Source organism: Halomonas sp. AOP43-A1-21, from assembly GCF_052376775.1.
Taxonomy (GTDB): domain Bacteria; phylum Pseudomonadota; class Gammaproteobacteria; order Pseudomonadales; family Halomonadaceae; genus Vreelandella; species Vreelandella colorata.
The window spans coordinates 75,253-91,826 of the sequence record NZ_JBQSWC010000001.1 but is presented as its reverse complement, the minus strand read 5'-3'; the positions used below and the strand labels follow the sequence as shown (position 1 = coordinate 91,826).

Below are 16,574 nucleotides of genomic sequence, written 5' to 3'. Positions count from 1 at the left end.
ATAATGCTCATTATTGGCAAAAAGCTCTCGCCGTATGCCCTATTGTCCATATCGGGCCTGCTGGCAGCGTCTGATCAGGCTGTAAAGTGGCTGGTGCAGCAATCAATGGCCTATGGCGAGTATGTTTCGGTGACCCCGTTCTTTAACTGGGTGCACCTATGGAACACCGGTGCCGCATTCAGTCTTTTTGCGAATGGTGGAGGCTGGCAGCGCTACTTATTTATCGGAATCGCGGTAGTGGTCTCGATTTTTCTGATCAAGCTGATCCTTGAAAATCGTCATAAAGGAGAAGCCATCGCTTACAGTCTTATCCTCGGTGGCGCCATGGGCAACCTGATTGACCGGGTCTTTCGCGGCTATGTTGTGGATTCCTTTGATTTCTATTGGCGAGACTGGCATTGGCCGGCCTTCAACCTGGCTGATATTGCAATTGTCCTCGGTGCCTTACTTTTCGTTTCCAGCAGCTTGTTGGGTAAAAAAGCAAACACCAATGCCGAGCCGGATGGATCTGACTGACACCTACGCCTATACAACACCATGACCGAACTTCCCGACAACATCCTTCACCTGCCGCAATACCAAGTACTGGGCTGCAAATCAACCGACGACGAAATGCACTTCCAGGTGGACGTGCCCGATCCCATCGCCTGCGAGGAATGCGGCGTGCAGGGTGAGTTCGTACGGTTCGGCAAGCGTGACGTTCCCTATCGTGATCTGCCCATCCACGGCAAGCGGGTTACTCTCTGGGTGGTCCGCCGCCGATACACCTGCCGGGCCTGCAAGACAACATTCAGGCCCCAGCTACCGGAGATGGTGGACGGATTCCGTATGACACTGCGGCTGCATGAGTACGTGGAGAAGGAATCCTTCAACCACCCCTACACCTTTGTGGCGGCACAGACCGGCCTGGACGAGAAGACGGTGCGCGACATCTTCAACGCCCGCGCCGAGTTCCTGGGGCGCTGGCACCGCTTCGAGACGCCCCGCATCCTGGGCATTGACGAGCTATACCTGAACAAGCGCTACCGCTGCATTCTGACCAACATTGAGGAGCGAACCCTGCTCGACCTGCTGGCCACCCGCCGCCAGGACGTGGTGACCAACTACCTGATGAAGCTGAAAGACCGGCAGAAGGTCGAGATCGTCAGCATGGACATGTGGAACCCCTACCGGGCAGCGGTCAAGGCTGTGCTGCCCCAGGCCCGTATCGTGGTCGATAAGTTCCATGTGGTGCGCATGGCCAACGATGCCCTAGAGAGAGTGCGCAAGGGCCTCAGAAAGGAGCTGAAACCGTCCCAGAGCCGGACTCTCAAGGGAGACCGGAAAATCCTGCTGAAACGCGCTCACGAAGTCTCAGACCGGGAGCGCCTCATCATGGAGACCTGGACAGGCGCGTTCCCGCAACTGCTGGCCGCCTACGAGCACAAGGAGCGCTTCTACGGCATCTGGGACGCCACCACACGGCTCCAGGCAGAAGCCGCCCTGGACGAGTGGATAGCCACCATCCCGAAGGGCCAAAAGGAAGTCTGGAGCGATCTGGTCAGGGCAGTGGGAAACTGGCGCGAAGAGACCATGACCTACTTCGAGACGGACATGCCCGTCACCAACGCTTACACGGAGTCCATCAACCGACTGGCCAAGGACAAGAACCGTGAAGGGCGCGGTTACTCCTTCGAGGTGATGCGGGCACGAATGCTCTACACCACGAAGCACAAGAAGAAGGCACCGACTGCGAAGGTCTCTCCTTTCTACAAGAAAACCATCGGTTACGGACTGCCGGACTTCGCAGAGGAACTCAACTACGGAGTCGATCTATCAACCATCTGAGGGTGGTATCAGATTGATGGGGTGAAGGTGCCCCATCAACCATTAAATCCGTATACCCCTAACTTTTAAGCACCCCCGAGGAAGTTGTCTTCATCTGTGCTCTCACTCGATCACATCGCTGGTCGTGAAATACCTCGGGTGAATCGTCGCTTGCGGCGAGAGGGCAGAGCCCTTGGAACAAGCGCTTCTATTTTTACACATGGAATTACACACTGTGTAGAAATAAAGAATGCCCCAAAAGGCGCTGCTCATGGGGCACTCACTCACTCACTCAGTGAAGTACATAAAGTTCACTATATACTCCTTCGTGGGGCGGTTTTTTTATTTCTAAAGGGGATGCTGGGTATGAGCTGTCAATAACCTGTGGATGAAAAAATACCATATATGCTTGAATTGATTTTCTCATGGTCTATATATAGTATGCGTGCTGTCTTTAGAGAGGGTGAAGCACTAACGCTGCTTTACCCGAAAAATACCGCTATGAAAAGGAAAAATGACCATGGCAATCCAGATTTATAGCAAGCCTGCTTGTGTTCAGTGCACCGCCACGTATCGCGCTCTGGATAAGCACGGTTTAGAGTATACCGTTATTGATATTACGGCTGAGTCGGGTGCCCAACAAGAAGTAGAAGCCCTTGGCTACCGTCAGCTTCCTGTTGTGGTAGCAGGCGATGACCACTGGTCAGGCTTCCGTCCTGATCGTATTCAAGCATTGGCGTAAATATTTATGTTGGTGGACGCCGCCGCTGAATCACCAATGGCTGGCAGCCTGGTCTATTTTTCCACCAAGTCAGGTAACACTCATCGTTTTGTACAGAAACTTGGTCTGGCTGCTCAACGGCTTCCGCTTGGGCGTGATGAACCGATGCTACATGTCACTACACCTTACATATTGATCACGCCCACCTATGGGGGCGGAGAAGCAAAAGGCGCAGTGCCAGGGCAAGTGATCCGTTTTCTCAACGATGAACAGAATCGACGCCTTATTTGCGGCGTCATTGCTGCCGGAAACACTAATTTTGGCGAAGCGTATGGCCTGGCTGGACGCGTCATTGCAGAGAAGTGTCAGGTGCCATTGTTATATAGATTTGAATTATTTGGCACCGACGACGACGTCGCCAAGGTCCGCAAAGGAGTAGAAGAGTTTTGGAAACGACAAACCTAGTCACGAAAAACTTGGCTGAATCAAAACGGCCGGCTACGGGAGCCTCCGAGGCGCGTACATTGGATTATCACGCGCTCAACGCGATGCTTAATTTGTACGGTGCCAACGGCGAATTACAGCTCGATAAAGATCGTGAAGCTGCGCGTCAGTATTTCTTGCAGCATGTTAATCAGAACACGGTCTTTTTCCACTCGCTGGAAGAAAAACTCGACTATCTGATGGAAGAGGGCTATTACGAAGCAGAAATGCTGGGCCAGTACAGTTTCGCCTTTATTAAGGCGCTTTTTGAGCAGGCGTATGCCTACAAATTCCGGTTTCCAAGCTTTCTCGGCGCCTTTAAGTACTACACCAGCTATACGCTTAAAACGTTCGACGGCAAGCGTTACCTTGAGCGCTATGAAGACCGCGTCTGCATGGTGGCACTGACCCTGGCCCGTGGTGATGAAGCACTGGCAAAATCCCTGGTCGATGAAGTGATCAGCGGTCGCTTCCAGCCAGCGACACCAACGTTTCTTAACTGCGGTAAGCAGCAGCGCGGTGAGTTGGTATCGTGCTTCCTGTTGCGTATTGAAGACAACATGGAGTCGATTGGCCGCTCGATTAACTCAGCGCTGCAGCTCTCCAAGCGCGGTGGAGGTGTGGCCTTCCTGCTGACCAATATTCGTGAGGCTGGCGCGCCCATCAAGCGCATCGAGAACCAGTCGTCGGGCATTATTCCGATCATGAAGCTGCTCGAAGACGCTTTCTCCTACGCCAACCAGCTGGGTGCTCGCCAGGGTGCAGGTGCGGTATATCTCAACGCGCACCACCCGGATATCCTGCGTTTTCTGGATACCAAGCGTGAAAACGCGGATGAAAAAATCCGTATCAAAACGCTGTCGCTGGGCGTCACCATTCCGGATATTACGTTTGAGCTTGCCAAGCGTAACGACGATATGTACCTGTTCTCGCCCTATGATGTCGAACGTGTTTACGGCGTACCGTTTGGCGATATCAGCGTCACCGAGAAATACCACGAGATGGTAGCGGACGCGCGTATTCGTAAGCAGAAAATCAATGCGCGCGCGTTCTTCCAGACGCTGGCAGAGCTGCAGTTCGAATCAGGCTATCCGTACATCATGTTTGAAGATACGGTAAACCGGACGAACCCGATTGCCGGGCGTATCAATATGAGTAACCTGTGCTCGGAAATTCTTCAGGTGAACACGCCGACAGAATATGACGATGACCTTGGCTATCGCCAAATGGGGCAGGACATTTCCTGCAATCTAGGCTCAATGAACATTGCCAAGGTAATGGATGCCGGCAATATTGGCGAAAGCGTTGAAATTGCGATTCGCGGGTTAACGGCTGTTTCTGAAATGAGCAACCTGAAAAGCGTGCCTTCCATTGCTGAAGGTAACGCCAAATCCCGCGCGATCGGCCTTGGTCAAATGAACCTGCACGGCTACCTGGCGCGCGAGCACATTTATTACGGCTCTGAAGAAGGATTGGACTTCACCAACCTCTACTTCTACTGCATTGCGTTTTACGCTATCCGTGCGTCCAACCGTCTGGCGGTTGAGCATAACGATACCTTTGCAGGCTTTGCAGATTCCACGTACGCAACGGGCGAGTTTTTTGATAAGTACGTTGATCAAGAGTGGCTGCCGCGTACCGAGAAAGTCCGTGGGTTGTTTGAGCGTAGCAATATTACGCTACCCACTCAGCAGGACTGGCAGGAGCTGAAAGCGTCCGTAATGGCACACGGGCTTTACAACCGCAACTTGCAGGCAGTGCCGCCGACTGGTTCGATTTCGTATATCAATCACTCGACTTCCAGTATCCACCCGGTAGCGGCCAGAATTGAAATTCGTAAAGAGGGCAAGCTGGGGCGTGTTTATTATTCGGCGCCGTTCTTGAACGAGGCCAATTTCGATTACTTCCAGGATGCCTACGAAATTGGTCCTGAGAAGATTATTGACACCTATGCCGAGGCTTCCAAGCACGTAGACCAGGGGCTTTCACTGACCCTGTTCTTCCCGGATACCGCCACAACGCGTGATATCAACAAGGCGCAAATTTACGCCTGGCGCAAAGGCATTAAAACGCTTTATTACATCCGCCTGCGCCAAAGCGCGCTGGAAGGTACGGAAATAGAAGGCTGCGTTTCCTGCACGCTTTAATCTTTGTGCTTGGGGCTCGCGCCAGCATCTGATATCCGTTTTTACGCGCCGTATATAATACGGCGCTTTTGATGAGAGTTATTTCATGACCACCACGCAACGCTTATCGCGGGTTAATGCGATTAACTGGAACCGCCTTCAAGATGACAAGGATCTGGAAGTGTGGAACCGTCTGACCAGCAACTTTTGGCTGCCGGAAAAAGTGCCGCTGTCCAACGATATTCAATCGTGGAATACGCTGACTCAGCAGGAAAAACAGCTGACCATTCGCGTGTTCACCGGATTGACGCTGCTGGATACCATTCAGAGTAGCGTTGGTGCGCCGGTGCTGATGGAAGATGCCCGTACCCCCCATGAAGAAGCGGTATATACCAATATCGCGTTTATGGAATCGGTGCATGCGCGTTCGTATAGCTCGATTTTCTCGACGCTGTGTGCCACGCGTGATGTGGACGACGCTTTCCGCTGGAGCGAAGAGAACCCCACGCTTCAGGCCAAGTCAGAGCTGATTCTGGAGCGCTATCGCTCCGATGATCCGCTGATGCGTAAAGTGGCGAGCGTGTTCCTGGAGTCGTTCCTGTTCTACTCCGGCTTCTATCTGCCCATGTATTGGTCGAGCCATGCCAAGCTGACCAATACCGCCGATCTTATTCGCCTGATCATTCGTGATGAAGCGGTACACGGCTACTATATTGGCTATAAGTTCCAGCAGGCTTTGGCGGAAGCGACACCCGCGCGTCAGCAGGAAGTCAAAGATTATGCGTACGAGCTGCTACTTGAGCTTTACGATAACGAAGTGCGCTACACCGAGTCGCTGTATGACGAGGTTGGCCTCTCTGAAGATGTGAAGAAGTTCCTTCACTACAACGCCAATAAGGCGCTGATGAACCTGGGCTATGAGCCTCTGTTCCCAAGCAGCGTTACCGACGTTGATCCGACGATCATGGCGGCGTTATCGCCCAGTGCTAATGAAAACCATGACTTCTTCTCAGGCTCAGGCTCCTCGTATGTGATTGGTAAAGCCATTGCCACAGAAGATGACGACTGGGCATTCTAATAGCGCTAGCCCGATAAGTGTTAGAGTAAACGGTAAGTGGTAAGTGGTAAGTGGTACGTATAAAAAGAGGGAAGAGCCATGCCAGATGTAACGCCAACAGTCAGCGTAATGAAAATTGTAGCGGCCGTTGTGAGTGATCCCGATGGTCGCCTGCTGCTGGTGCGTAAACAGGACACGGCTTTCTTTATGCAGCCGGGCGGCAAGATCGACCCGGGCGAAACCGCGTTGGCGGCGCTATGCCGTGAGCTTCAAGAAGAGCTAGGTTTGCAGGTCACTGAAGATCGGCTGCTTTCTTTGGGTGTGCAAACGGCACCGGCGGCGAATGAGCCTGGCGTGACTATAGAAGCGCAGCTTTATGGGCTGGTGATTGATGAGCCGGTAGAGGCTGCGGCTGAAATAGCAGAAGCCATATGGGTCAGCCGTGAGCAGGCGTGGGAGCTTCCTCTGGCTCCGCTAACCAAAGACTATGTAATGTTGAACGTTTAAAAGTACCAAGCCTAAGTGGCTAATTCAGCATTATAACCAGGGCGCCAGTAGGCGCCCTTTTTTATATCCGAAAGAAAGCAAAAAGCGCCTTGATGTGAATGATAAATATTGTCATTTATTGTAATGGTGGTAGGCTAGGCACGTAGAGTTTAAACGCAAATCGTTCTTATAACTAATTAGTTTCTAGCGCGGCCATTTTTAAAGCCCGCTAGGCAGTAACGGAGAGTCGACGTGCTGAACAGGCCTTTCTTTGTTTTGCGTGGGTGCTGCCTAGCCTGCGTGCTAGTCAGCGGTACGCTAATGGCAAGCGATGAAACAGCGGGCCAGGCGGCCCAGAGTGTAGAAGCCCAGCAAACCCAAGCGGCTCTGCAACAGCAAATTGACGCAGCCGATGAAGAAACCCGAGAAGCGCTAGAAGAACTGCGCCGTTTGGAGCGTGAAACGCGCCAAATGGATGCCACAAACGCCTCGTTAAGCGTGCGTCTGGCAGAGGAAGCCGAGCGCCAGCAGCGTTTAAATACCGCGCTGGATACGCTCGAAGAGACCCGTGCCGCGCTACCCCTGATCGAGCAGGATATGCAAGAACAGCTAACCCGCTGGATTGAGCGCGACCTGCCGTTTTTACGCGATGAGCGTTTGGCGCGAGTGACAACTTCTGAAGGGCAGCAGGGCGAAGATACGGTTGAGCGCATCAATAGCTTGCTGGAAGCATGGCGAGCCGAGCTGGACTACGGGCGTGAAATCGATAACTGGCGCGGACGTTTGCAGAGCGCTGAAGGCAGCGTGCGCGAAGTGGACTATTTGCGCGTAGGCCGTATCGGCTTTTATTACCTGACGCCTGATGCACGTGAAGGGGGCGTTTGGGACGCTGCGAGCAACGAGTGGCAGCCCTTGGATGAACGCGCGCGACGCGAAGTGCGCAACGGTCTGCGTATCGCGGCCGACCAGCGCACACCGGATCTGCTGCGGTTGCCGCTGTCGATCACCGTTTCAGAACAATCTTTTCAGAACAACAGGGAGGTCAGCCATGAGCCTGAATAGCCAGCGTCTTCAGCGTCTGGGCGGCGCCTGCCTGCTGATGGGGCTTCTTGCTGTCAGCGGTGTGTCTTCGGCGCAAAGCGATAGCGTTTCATCACTGCGTGAAGCGCGTCAGGCCGCCGAAATGCGCGACCAGGAGCGCTTGGAAAACTTTCTGGAAGACCAGCAAGCGTTAAACGCCGCGCTTGAAGACGCCCGAGCGGCCCATCAGTCGGCTGAAGAGCGGCGTGAGGCGCTGCAAGCTCAGCAGGCCGAACAGTCTGAGCAGGCCAGTGAATTAACCGCGCGACAAGATGAACAGGGCGAAGCGCTTTCGGGGCTGCTTGCGAACCTTGCCCGGCATAGCACCGAAGTGCGCAGCGCGCTAGGCGAAGAAAGCTGGTTAACCTTGCGGGAGGAAGTGTTGCCACCTCGCCTGGATGATGCCGAAGTGCTTGAGCGTATCCAGCTGGAAGATGTGGTCGATAGTTTGGCCATACTAACGGCAAAAACCGGCCAGGCTGAGCGTTTGGAGCTGCCGGTAGCCGATGCTAGTGGCACTATTGCGCCGCGTGACGTGGTGCGTTTAGGTGATTTTGCCGCGTTTACCGAAACCGCGCTGCTGCGTCAGGATGGCGATAACGACCACTTGGCTGAAGTGCCGCGCACGCCAGCTGAAATTCAGAATGTTCTCGCGGCTTATCATCAGGGTGACAGTCGGGAATTCATGATCGACCCCACTCAGGGGCCTGTTCTACAGGCGCTTTCCCAGCGCCCAAGCCTTTGGGAGCGTTTCCAGCAAGGCGGTTACGTGGGTTACGTGATTGTAGTGCTGGGGGTGTTGGGTCTGCTGGTAGCACTGGTTCAATATATCTATTTAGTACTGCAGAGCGTCCGCGTGCGCCGCCAGCGCCAGTCGCTTGACCAGCTGCAGACGCATAATCCGCTAGGTCGCGTACTGCTACGCTTTAAGGAAATGGATAAGCACCAGACCCCTGAAGCATTGGAAGCGCGCCTGGATGAGGCGGTACTGGCAGAGTTGCCGCGCATTGAGCGGGGCCAGCCGATTGTTAAGCTGCTGGCCGCCATTGCGCCGCTGCTGGGGCTGCTGGGTACGGTAACCGGCATGATCGTAACGTTCCAGGCCATCACCGTGTTTGGTACCGGCGACCCGCAGTTAATGGCTGGGGGGATTAGCCAAGCATTGGTTACCACGGTATTAGGCCTGATTACGGCGGTGCCGTTGCTGTTTGCGCAAACGGCGCTGGCGAGCCGCAGCCGTCATCTAAGTCAAGTGATCGAAGGCGAGGCGAGTGCGACCCTGGCAGATCATTTGGAAGCTCAATCTACTGTTCATGCCACTGCGGTGAATTGATATGCCCACGCTACCTCTTTGGCTTGAACCGGTAGAGCGGCTGGTCGATGCCGGTGGTGCAGTGCTGGTCGTGCTGGCGTTGGTCGCGGTGCTGGTGTTTGGCATGGCGATAGAGCGCTGGTGGTACTACCGCATTACCTGGCGCTCCGCCCGTCGGCAGTTGATTCGCCGCTGGGCTGCGCGCAGCGACCACCGCAGCTGGAGTGCGCGTACACTGCGCCACGTCTGGACAGAAGCGCTGGTTGCCAGGCTTCGTCGTCCGCTGCCCTGGTTAAAACTGCTGGTGGCGCTCTGCCCGCTGTTAGGTCTGTTGGGCACCGTCACCGGCATGATTACTGTCTTTGATAGCCTCTCTATGAGTGACACGCATCAGGCGCGCGCCATGGCCGACGGTGTGGCGCGTGCAACGCTGCCCACGTTGACCGGTATGGCGATTGCAGTGGTGGGGCTATTGTTTATTAGTCGTTTAGAGCACGTGATTCGTCGTGAAGACCAGCGGTTACATGACCGCTTGGCACGTGCCTTGGAGCAGAATGATGCGTAGACGCCGTTCAATGGACGCAAACGCAGAAAGCAATGAGGTCAATCTGACGCCCATGCTGGACGTGGTGTTCATTATGCTGATCTTCTTTATCGTAACGACCAGTTTCATTAAAGAAAGCGGTATCGAGATTGAACGCCCAGAATCGAGTGCGGCAAGCCCGCGTCCGGAAGCCCAGGTGCTGGTGGCCATTACTCCTGAAGGCGCCGTTTGGGTGGACGGCAAGCCCGTGGATGTCCATCAGGTGGGGCGCGAAGTGGCCGGGATGTTGACCGAGCAGGGGTCTGCCGTTATCCAGGCGGATCGTGAGTCCACTACGGGGCTGTTGATTGAAGTCATGGACCGCTTGAAAGAGGCTGGCGTTGATCAGGTGGCCGTGGCGGCGAGTCGGAGCGCGCCATGATACGTCATACGGTATCGTTTCTTGTGGGAATTACGTTGGCAGTCGGGCTGTTCTGGCTGCTGGCGCTATTAGTAACACCGCCAGAAAGTGAGCCCGAACAGCCCATAATGACCATGACGATGAATATGGTTGAAGCACCTGAGGTCGCGCCTGAGCAAGAGGCGCCTGCACCTCAGCCTGCACAGGCGGCTCCCCAGCAGGCGCCACCCCCCATGCCAACGCCTGAGCCTCCGCCGGTAACCGATAGCGCTATTACGCTACCTGAGGTCGAGCTGCCCGAGGTGCCCCTCGAGCCGGTTGAAATGGATAATGAGCTGCCGGAGCTAGCGGAAATTACCCCCGAGCCCACGCCCGAGCCAACGCCGCGGCCAGACCCTGCACCGGAGCCAACGCCTGAGCCGCCAGCTGAACCAGCACCTGCCGCGACGCCCACCGAAGCGCCCGCGCCGCGTGAAGCAGCGCCCGTCGCTGAAGCACCGCCGTCTAATGAGCCGGTGAGTGTAGGCCAGGTAGCGCCCACCAACCGCGTCAACCCCACGTACCCCTCACGCGCACAGCGTCGAGGCATGGAAGGGTTTGTTGAGGTGGAATTTATTATTCGGCGTGACGGCAGCGTTGATCGCTCTTCCATTCGGGTAACCAATGCTCAGCCGCGGCGCGTATTTGAAGATGCCGCGCAGGATGCGATTGCGCAATGGCAGTTTGCGGGCAGCCAGCAGATACGGCGCGCCACACAACGCATAGAGTTTCAGTTGAGGTAGCGGTATGCAGCGTTTAGCGTGGATTCTAATGTTCAGCGTGTGGGCTTCTGTCGCCCAGGCCAATGCACCGCTGCCTGGCGATATCATCCGTGATCTGAAAGCCCTGCAGGAGCAGTTGGAGGAGGGTGCGGTTGAGGCGGTGGCCGAGCGCGCTTCCTCCCAGGCCCAGCGCTTAAGTGGAGGCAATGCGTCTGATCGCTGGGCGAGTGCGCTCTATCATCAGCTGGCCGCCGGCGCCCTGGCTCGCCAGGATCAGCCCGCGCAGGCAGCCGACCATTTAGCCGCGGCACGCCAAACCGGTGGCGTTGGTACAGACCAAGCGGCGCGCTGGCTGCGTGAAGAAGCCTCGCTGCGCCGCGCGGCGGGCCAAAATGAGCAGGCGATTGGCTTACTAAGCGAGTGGCTGGATGGCGAGCAGGACACCCAGGCGTTATGGCGATTGGTCGGCTTGATGGCGCAAGAGCAGCAGTGGGACGCCGCCGCAGAGCGGCTGGAGCAAGCCATTGGCCAAACGCCAGAGCTCAACGAAAGCCAGCAAGCGCTGGCGCTTGCCGTAATGCGCCATGCCGGGCAGAACGAGCAGGCACTAAGCTGGCTGGTGGATGGTTTGAGCCCTGATAGTGATATAGAAACCTGGCGTCAGGCGGCAGGGCTTGCCCAGCAGGCAGGTCAGGCCGGTGTGGCGGCGGGTCTTTGGGAAATGGCCTGGCAGTTAGGTAAGCTTGAGACGCCAGAAGATCAGTGGCTGCTTATTCAACTGCATATGGCCGGAGGAACGCCTGCGCGCGCGGCCGAGCATTTAACCCAAGCGCTGGAAAACGGCGATATTGAGCGTGATGAAAAAACGTTAAGGTTGCTGGCGACGGCCTGGCAGCAGGCCAGGCACGTCGACAATGCGTTAAGCGCGTGGCAGGCCCTGGCCGAACAAGCCCAGTCCGCCAGGGATTGGCGTCAGTATGGTCAGTTAGCCTATGCCTGGGGGGATGAAGCCCAGGCCGAGCAGGCACTAGAGCAGGCAGCTAGCCTGGGAGATGAAGAGGCAAGCCAGTGGCTGAGCAGTTTTGACTAGTAGAGTAGGTTGCCTGCGCGCAGTGGCGGCAGGCACTAGCTGGCTAAGTAGACGCTTTTAACGTGATCGCAAAATCGCTCCAGGTCGGCGCATGGTCAGACGGGCGCTCCATGCCACGCATTGCGTAATCGATCCCGGCGGCCTGAACGCAGTCGGCTAAAGGCTGCGTCACGAGAATGTAGTCAATACGCAGGCCACGTTTCGGCTCGCGGTCAAAGCCCTTGGAGCGGTAGTCAAACCAGCTGAACCACTCGTTGTTTTCTGGGTGACAAAGGCGATAGCTGTCGGTGAGGCCCCAGGCTTTAATGCCTTCAAGCCATTCACGCTCAATCGGTTGAAAGCTGGCTTTACCTTCGCGCAGCCAGCGCTTGCGGCTATCTTCGCCAATGCCAATATCCTGATCTTCAGGGGAGATATTAAAATCACCCATTATTGCCAAGCGCTCGTCAGGACGGTGCTGTTCATCAAGCAGCCGCTTTAATTGGCGATAGAACTGCGCCTTGTGCGGAAATTTGGTGGGGTGCTCGACGTTTTCGCCCTGAGGGAAATATCCGTTCCATACGGTGACCGGCTCGCCGTCATCGGCCAGCAGACGTACCCCGATCATGCGTCGTTGGGCGTCTTCGTCCTCGTCTGTGAAGCCGTAAAAAACGTCCTGAGGTTTCTGGCGGCACATCAGTGCCACACCGTAATGACCTTTCTGACCATGGTAATACACGTGGTAACCCATGGCTTCCACATCGGCCAGGGGAAATTCGCTGTCCTGAACTTTGGTTTCCTGCAGGCCAATAACGTCAGGTTGTTGGGTATCAATCAAGGCCTGTAGCTGATGAAGTCGAGCACGAATGCCGTTGATATTGAAAGAAACCAAACGCATTACGATTTATCCTCTGGTTTTTGCTCAGCCCCTTTGTCTGGATGAATCGCAATGTTTTGACCACTTTGCTGGCGGGCCAGTTTTTTAACCGCCTGCAATTTACGCTGCTGCTGCTTTTTTGCTACAAAGCGGCGTGACGGCGCCACCTGATCGGGGTTATCGTGGCGCCACTTTTTGTAATCTTTGCGTCGCCCCGTGCGGATCGTCACCTTGTCGGCCAGCGAACGTGTCTTTTTCTTACGCGTCATGTCGCGCTCCTTACGTCGATTTAAGCCACATTCTAACAGGCTCTGGCCTACCTTCGACAGCAGGACGCGCTCTTAACGCCAACCCCTGATACAATGCGCACTTCGTGATGCCTAATATTCACAGCAATGGACAGATACATAGCCTATGAGCGAGTCGGAACAGACCATAGCATCGGCCCAGAACCGTAAGCCAAAACGCCGCCGTCGGAAACCGCGTCGTCGTCAGTCTAGCTGGGATCTTCGTCAGTTTCAGGTGCCTGCCGTGGCTGGCAAATGGCGCTTCCATGACTTTGATCTGCCGCTACCGCTAATGCGCGCTATCCATGCCCAAGGGTTTGAATACTGCACGCCGATCCAGGCCGAGGCGTTACGCCAAACGCTGCTGGGTGGCGATATTGTCGGTAAAGCGCAGACCGGTACCGGCAAGACCGCAGCGTTTTTAATCTCGGTGCTGGCTTACTTCCTGGAAGAGCCGACACCTGATGGTCAAAAAGCGGGGGCGCCGCGTGCGCTGATTATTGCGCCTACCCGTGAGCTGGCGCTGCAGATAGAAAAAGATGCCAAAGCGCTAGCCCGCTTCACGCAGTTGAATGTGGCAAGCGTTGTCGGTGGAATGGACTATCAAAAGCAGCGTGAAAGCCTGGGTAAAAAGATCGATATCCTGGTTGCCACCCCGGGCCGCCTGTTGGATTTTCATCAAAAGCGCGATATCGACCTTTCTGAAGTAGAAGTACTGGTGCTGGATGAAGCTGACCGCATGTTGTCGATGGGCTTTATTCCAGACGTGAAGCGTATTATTCGCTACACGCCAAAGACAGAAGAGCGTCAGACGTTCCTGTTTTCGGCAACCTTTACCGACGATATCCTGAACCTGGCCAGTCAGTGGACGCTGAACCCGGCCCACGTTGAGATTGAAGTCACGGTTGAAAACCAGGCCGATATCGACCAGCGCGTTTACCTTGTCTCCGATGACGACAAGCAGCGCCTGCTGGTGAATCTGCTTGAGCAGGAGAGTTTCGAGCGCGTCATGGTATTTGGTAATCGCCGTGATTTGGTTCGCAAGCTGGATGATCTGCTTAAGAAAGCCGGCGTCAGCGTTGCCATGCTGTCCGGTGATGTGCCGCAGAGTCAGAGGATCACCACGCTTGAGCGTTTCCGTGAAGGGGAAATTCAAGTGCTGGTAGCCACCGATGTGGCCGGGCGCGGTATTCATATTGAAGACGTAAGCCACGTCATCAACTATACGCTGCCTGAAGACCCGGAAGACTACGTTCACCGTATTGGCCGTACTGGTCGTGCGGGCGCTAAAGGCGTTTCGATCAGCTTTGTGGGTGAAGAAGATGCCTTCTCGCTGCCGGAAATCGAGCGTTATATCAACGACAAGCTTCCCTGCGAGCATCCGCCGGAAGGCATGCTGTAAAGCGCATGCTCGATAATGCCTTAAAAAGCGATATTCAAGACGCCTACCGTCGCGTGGTGGAAAAGCTCGAGCTTACCCCACGCTACGGGCAGCGGCTGATGATTGCCGAAATTGCCCGTACGCTGGGGGATATCGAAAGCGATAGTGAAGGTAAGCGTGTAAGCGACAGCCATGTATGTGTGCTTGAAGCGGGTACCGGCACGGGAAAAACGCTGGCCTACCTGATCGCCGCCTTGCCGATTGCGAAAGCCCGCGGCAAGCGGCTGGTCATTTCGACAGCGACGGTCGCCCTGCAAGAACAGGTGCTTAACCAGGATCTGCCCGCGCTTGCCAGCCATAGCGGTATTGCCTTTCGTTACGCGCTGGCCAAAGGTCGCGGCCGCTATGTTTGCGTGGCGAAGCTGGATGAGGTGCTGGAAGGCTCTGAACCTAATCCCACGCTTTCGCTATTCGAGCATTCCCTGCAAGCCCAAAGCAGTGATTTTACCGTACTGGCTACCGATATGGCGGAAGCCTACGGGCAGGGCGAGTGGGAAGGTGATCGTGATAACTGGCCAGTCGCCATTGAGGATACGCACTGGCGACGGCTTACCGTTGATCATCGCCAATGTACGGGAAGGCGCTGCGGCCATTTTGGCGCCTGCGCCTTTTTTCGCTCGCGGCGTGAACTTGAAAATGCCGACGTCATTGTGGCCAATCATGATCTGGTGCTGGCTGATTTGGCCTTGGGGGGCGGGGCTATTCTGCCCGATCCGGCGGACTGCATTTTTGTCTTCGATGAAGGCCATCACCTGCCCGATAAAGCACTCTCGCATTTTGCCCATCGATTTGCGGTACACGGCTGTGTGCGTTGGTTAAAAACGCTGAAAAGCAGTTTGACGGATCTGCACCAAGCGCTGGCAATACAGCCAACCATCGCGCGTTTGCTGGCGGGTCTGCCAGAGGTGATTCAGGGTCTTGAACCGCTGCTTGGCGATGTGTTCAGCGTCGGGCATCAGATTGCCGGTCGGCCCAACGGGCTGTCAGATGAAGAAAACACCCTGCAGTCGCGCTTTGAAAAGGGCCAGGTGCCCGATGCGCTGCGCGACCAGGCACAGCAACTGCTGGTCATGTTCGCCACGCTTTCGCGGTGTCTGGAGAGTATTAGCGATATTTTGCGTGAGAGTCTTGATCCGGATAAACAGACCGGTCTTGATCGCGAGCAGGCCGAAAGCTGGCTACCGCTAGTGGCCTTGCTACATGGCCGGGCGCTTGAGGCCCATGCGCTATGGCAGGCATTTAGCGAGCAGGACCCGCCCAACGCGCCGCCCAGCGCCAGGTGGGTAACGCTTAGCCGCGTTGCGGGTGAACCTGAAATCGAATTTTCGGCAAGCCCGGTATCGGCCGCCCATACGCTGGCCAAGCATTTATGGGGGCGCTGCCACGGTGCGGTGGTAACGTCGGCTACGCTTACCGCACTGGGTCGGTTTGAACGGCTGCAGGAGCGGGCGGGGCTGGCAAACCGCTACCGTTATCAGGCGCTGCCTAGCCCGTTCAATTATGCTAATGCGGTACTGCGTGTGCCTAAAGAGGCTACCGATCCCAGTGACCGGGAAGCGCATGAAAGCGCTATTGTGCAATTTGTAACGCAACTGGCCGATAAAGAGGCTGCCCTGGTGCTGTTTTCGTCACGGGCGCAGCTGCGCGCCGTGGAAAAGGGGCTGCCGACGGCTATCAAGGAGCGCGTGCTTGCCCAGGATGCGTTGCCTAAGCGTGAGCTCATCACTCAGCATCGCGCGGCGATTGATAAAGGCAAGGGGAGTATTATTTTCGGGCTGGCAAGCTTTGCCGAAGGTATCGACCTGCCTGGAGATTATCTGACCCACGTGGTGATTACCCGGCTGCCCTTTGCGGTGCCCGATGACCCTGTGGGCGCAACGCTTGCCGAATGGATTGAAAGTCAGGGGGGAAACTCTTTTATGCGGATCAGCGTACCTGATGCTTCCATCAAACTGGTGCAGGCCTGCGGGCGACTCATTCGTAAAGAGAGTGACCACGGGACGATTACGCTGCTTGATAAGCGTGTGATAACTCGCCGCTATGGTCAGGCGCTGTTAGATGCGTTGCCGCCATTTCGAAGAGAAATACACTAACCTTACCCCGCTGCGAAGCTTACTGCAGTGG

The 16,574-nt window shown here is 55.7% G+C and carries 17 protein-coding genes; 15 read left to right on the top strand and 2 right to left on the bottom strand.

Going from position 1 to position 16,574, the window contains the following annotated elements:
• Positions 1-3: 3 nt before the first annotated feature.
• The 13 genes from lspA to ACT3R7_RS00365 all read left to right on the top strand — a co-directional run bounded on the left by lspA (position 4) and on the right by ACT3R7_RS00365 (position 11,866).
• Positions 4-516, top strand: a complete 513-nt coding sequence (gene lspA / locus ACT3R7_RS00425) for a signal peptidase II (protein ID WP_008740521.1) — start codon at positions 4-6, stop codon at positions 514-516.
• A 21-nt stretch (positions 517-537) separates the two neighbouring features.
• Entirely contained in the window at positions 538-1,827 is a 1,290-nt protein-coding gene (locus tag ACT3R7_RS00420; RefSeq protein ID WP_004574636.1) for an ISL3-like element ISPpu12 family transposase, read from the top strand.
• A 499-nt stretch (positions 1,828-2,326) separates the two neighbouring features.
• Positions 2,327-2,548, top strand: a complete 222-nt coding sequence (nrdH, locus tag ACT3R7_RS00415) for a glutaredoxin-like protein NrdH (RefSeq protein WP_018915822.1) — start codon at positions 2,327-2,329, stop codon at positions 2,546-2,548.
• 6 nt (positions 2,549-2,554) lie between these two features.
• Positions 2,555-2,992: a class Ib ribonucleoside-diphosphate reductase assembly flavoprotein NrdI gene (gene nrdI / locus ACT3R7_RS00410; RefSeq protein ID WP_193092439.1), complete on the top strand. Its 438-nt coding sequence runs from the start codon at positions 2,555-2,557 to the stop codon at positions 2,990-2,992.
• Positions 2,974-5,157: a class 1b ribonucleoside-diphosphate reductase subunit alpha gene (gene nrdE, locus ACT3R7_RS00405; protein WP_441675523.1), complete on the top strand. Its 2,184-nt coding sequence runs from the start codon at positions 2,974-2,976 to the stop codon at positions 5,155-5,157. The genes nrdI and nrdE overlap by 19 nt, the downstream gene beginning before the upstream one ends.
• Before the next feature lie 85 nt (positions 5,158-5,242).
• Positions 5,243-6,214, top strand: coding sequence for a class 1b ribonucleoside-diphosphate reductase subunit beta (gene nrdF / locus ACT3R7_RS00400; protein WP_417422250.1), 972 nt, complete (start codon positions 5,243-5,245; stop codon positions 6,212-6,214).
• Between the two features lie 78 nt (positions 6,215-6,292).
• Entirely contained in the window at positions 6,293-6,700 is a 408-nt protein-coding gene (locus tag ACT3R7_RS00395) for an NUDIX hydrolase (RefSeq protein ID WP_192538866.1), read from the top strand.
• 231 nt (positions 6,701-6,931) lie between these two features.
• Positions 6,932-7,741 (top strand): DUF3450 domain-containing protein, encoded by an 810-nt coding sequence (locus ACT3R7_RS00390; RefSeq protein ID WP_193092437.1) that lies wholly within the window; start codon positions 6,932-6,934, stop codon positions 7,739-7,741.
• Entirely contained in the window at positions 7,728-9,092 is a 1,365-nt protein-coding gene (locus ACT3R7_RS00385; RefSeq protein ID WP_192538868.1) for a MotA/TolQ/ExbB proton channel family protein, read from the top strand. The genes ACT3R7_RS00390 and ACT3R7_RS00385 overlap by 14 nt, the downstream gene beginning before the upstream one ends.
• Before the next feature lies 1 nt (position 9,093).
• The gene (locus tag ACT3R7_RS00380) at positions 9,094-9,636 is read left to right on the top strand and encodes a MotA/TolQ/ExbB proton channel family protein (RefSeq protein ID WP_441675519.1); all 543 of its coding nucleotides are present in this window, start codon (positions 9,094-9,096) and stop codon (positions 9,634-9,636) included.
• A complete protein-coding gene (locus tag ACT3R7_RS00375) occupies positions 9,629-10,036 on the top strand; it encodes an ExbD/TolR family protein (RefSeq protein WP_192538869.1) in 408 nt (135 codons plus the stop codon). The genes ACT3R7_RS00380 and ACT3R7_RS00375 overlap by 8 nt, the downstream gene beginning before the upstream one ends.
• Positions 10,033-10,797, top strand: coding sequence for an energy transducer TonB (locus ACT3R7_RS00370; protein WP_192538870.1), 765 nt, complete (start codon positions 10,033-10,035; stop codon positions 10,795-10,797). Before ACT3R7_RS00375 ends, ACT3R7_RS00370 begins: the two co-directional genes overlap by 4 nt.
• A gap of 4 nt (positions 10,798-10,801) precedes the next feature.
• Positions 10,802-11,866 carry a hypothetical protein gene (locus ACT3R7_RS00365; RefSeq protein WP_441675516.1) on the top strand — a complete coding sequence of 355 codons (1,065 nt, stop codon included), beginning with the start codon at positions 10,802-10,804 and terminating at the stop codon, positions 11,864-11,866.
• Between the two features lie 43 nt (positions 11,867-11,909).
• Here ACT3R7_RS00365 and xthA read toward each other — a convergent pair whose 3' ends face one another.
• A complete protein-coding gene (xthA, locus tag ACT3R7_RS00360; protein WP_496198706.1) occupies positions 11,910-12,743 on the bottom strand; it encodes an exodeoxyribonuclease III in 834 nt (277 codons plus the stop codon).
• Positions 12,743-12,991, bottom strand: coding sequence for a hypothetical protein (locus ACT3R7_RS00355; RefSeq protein ID WP_018915834.1), 249 nt, complete (start codon positions 12,989-12,991; stop codon positions 12,743-12,745). Before ACT3R7_RS00355 ends, xthA begins: the two co-directional genes overlap by 1 nt.
• Positions 12,992-13,136: 145 nt before the next feature.
• Here ACT3R7_RS00355 and rhlB point away from each other — a divergent pair, with 145 nt between their 5' ends.
• The gene (gene rhlB / locus ACT3R7_RS00350) at positions 13,137-14,411 is read left to right on the top strand and encodes an ATP-dependent RNA helicase RhlB (protein WP_018915835.1); all 1,275 of its coding nucleotides are present in this window, start codon (positions 13,137-13,139) and stop codon (positions 14,409-14,411) included.
• A gap of 5 nt (positions 14,412-14,416) precedes the next feature.
• A complete protein-coding gene (gene dinG / locus ACT3R7_RS00345) occupies positions 14,417-16,543 on the top strand; it encodes an ATP-dependent DNA helicase DinG (protein ID WP_496198705.1) in 2,127 nt (708 codons plus the stop codon).
• Positions 16,544-16,574 lie beyond the last annotated feature (31 nt).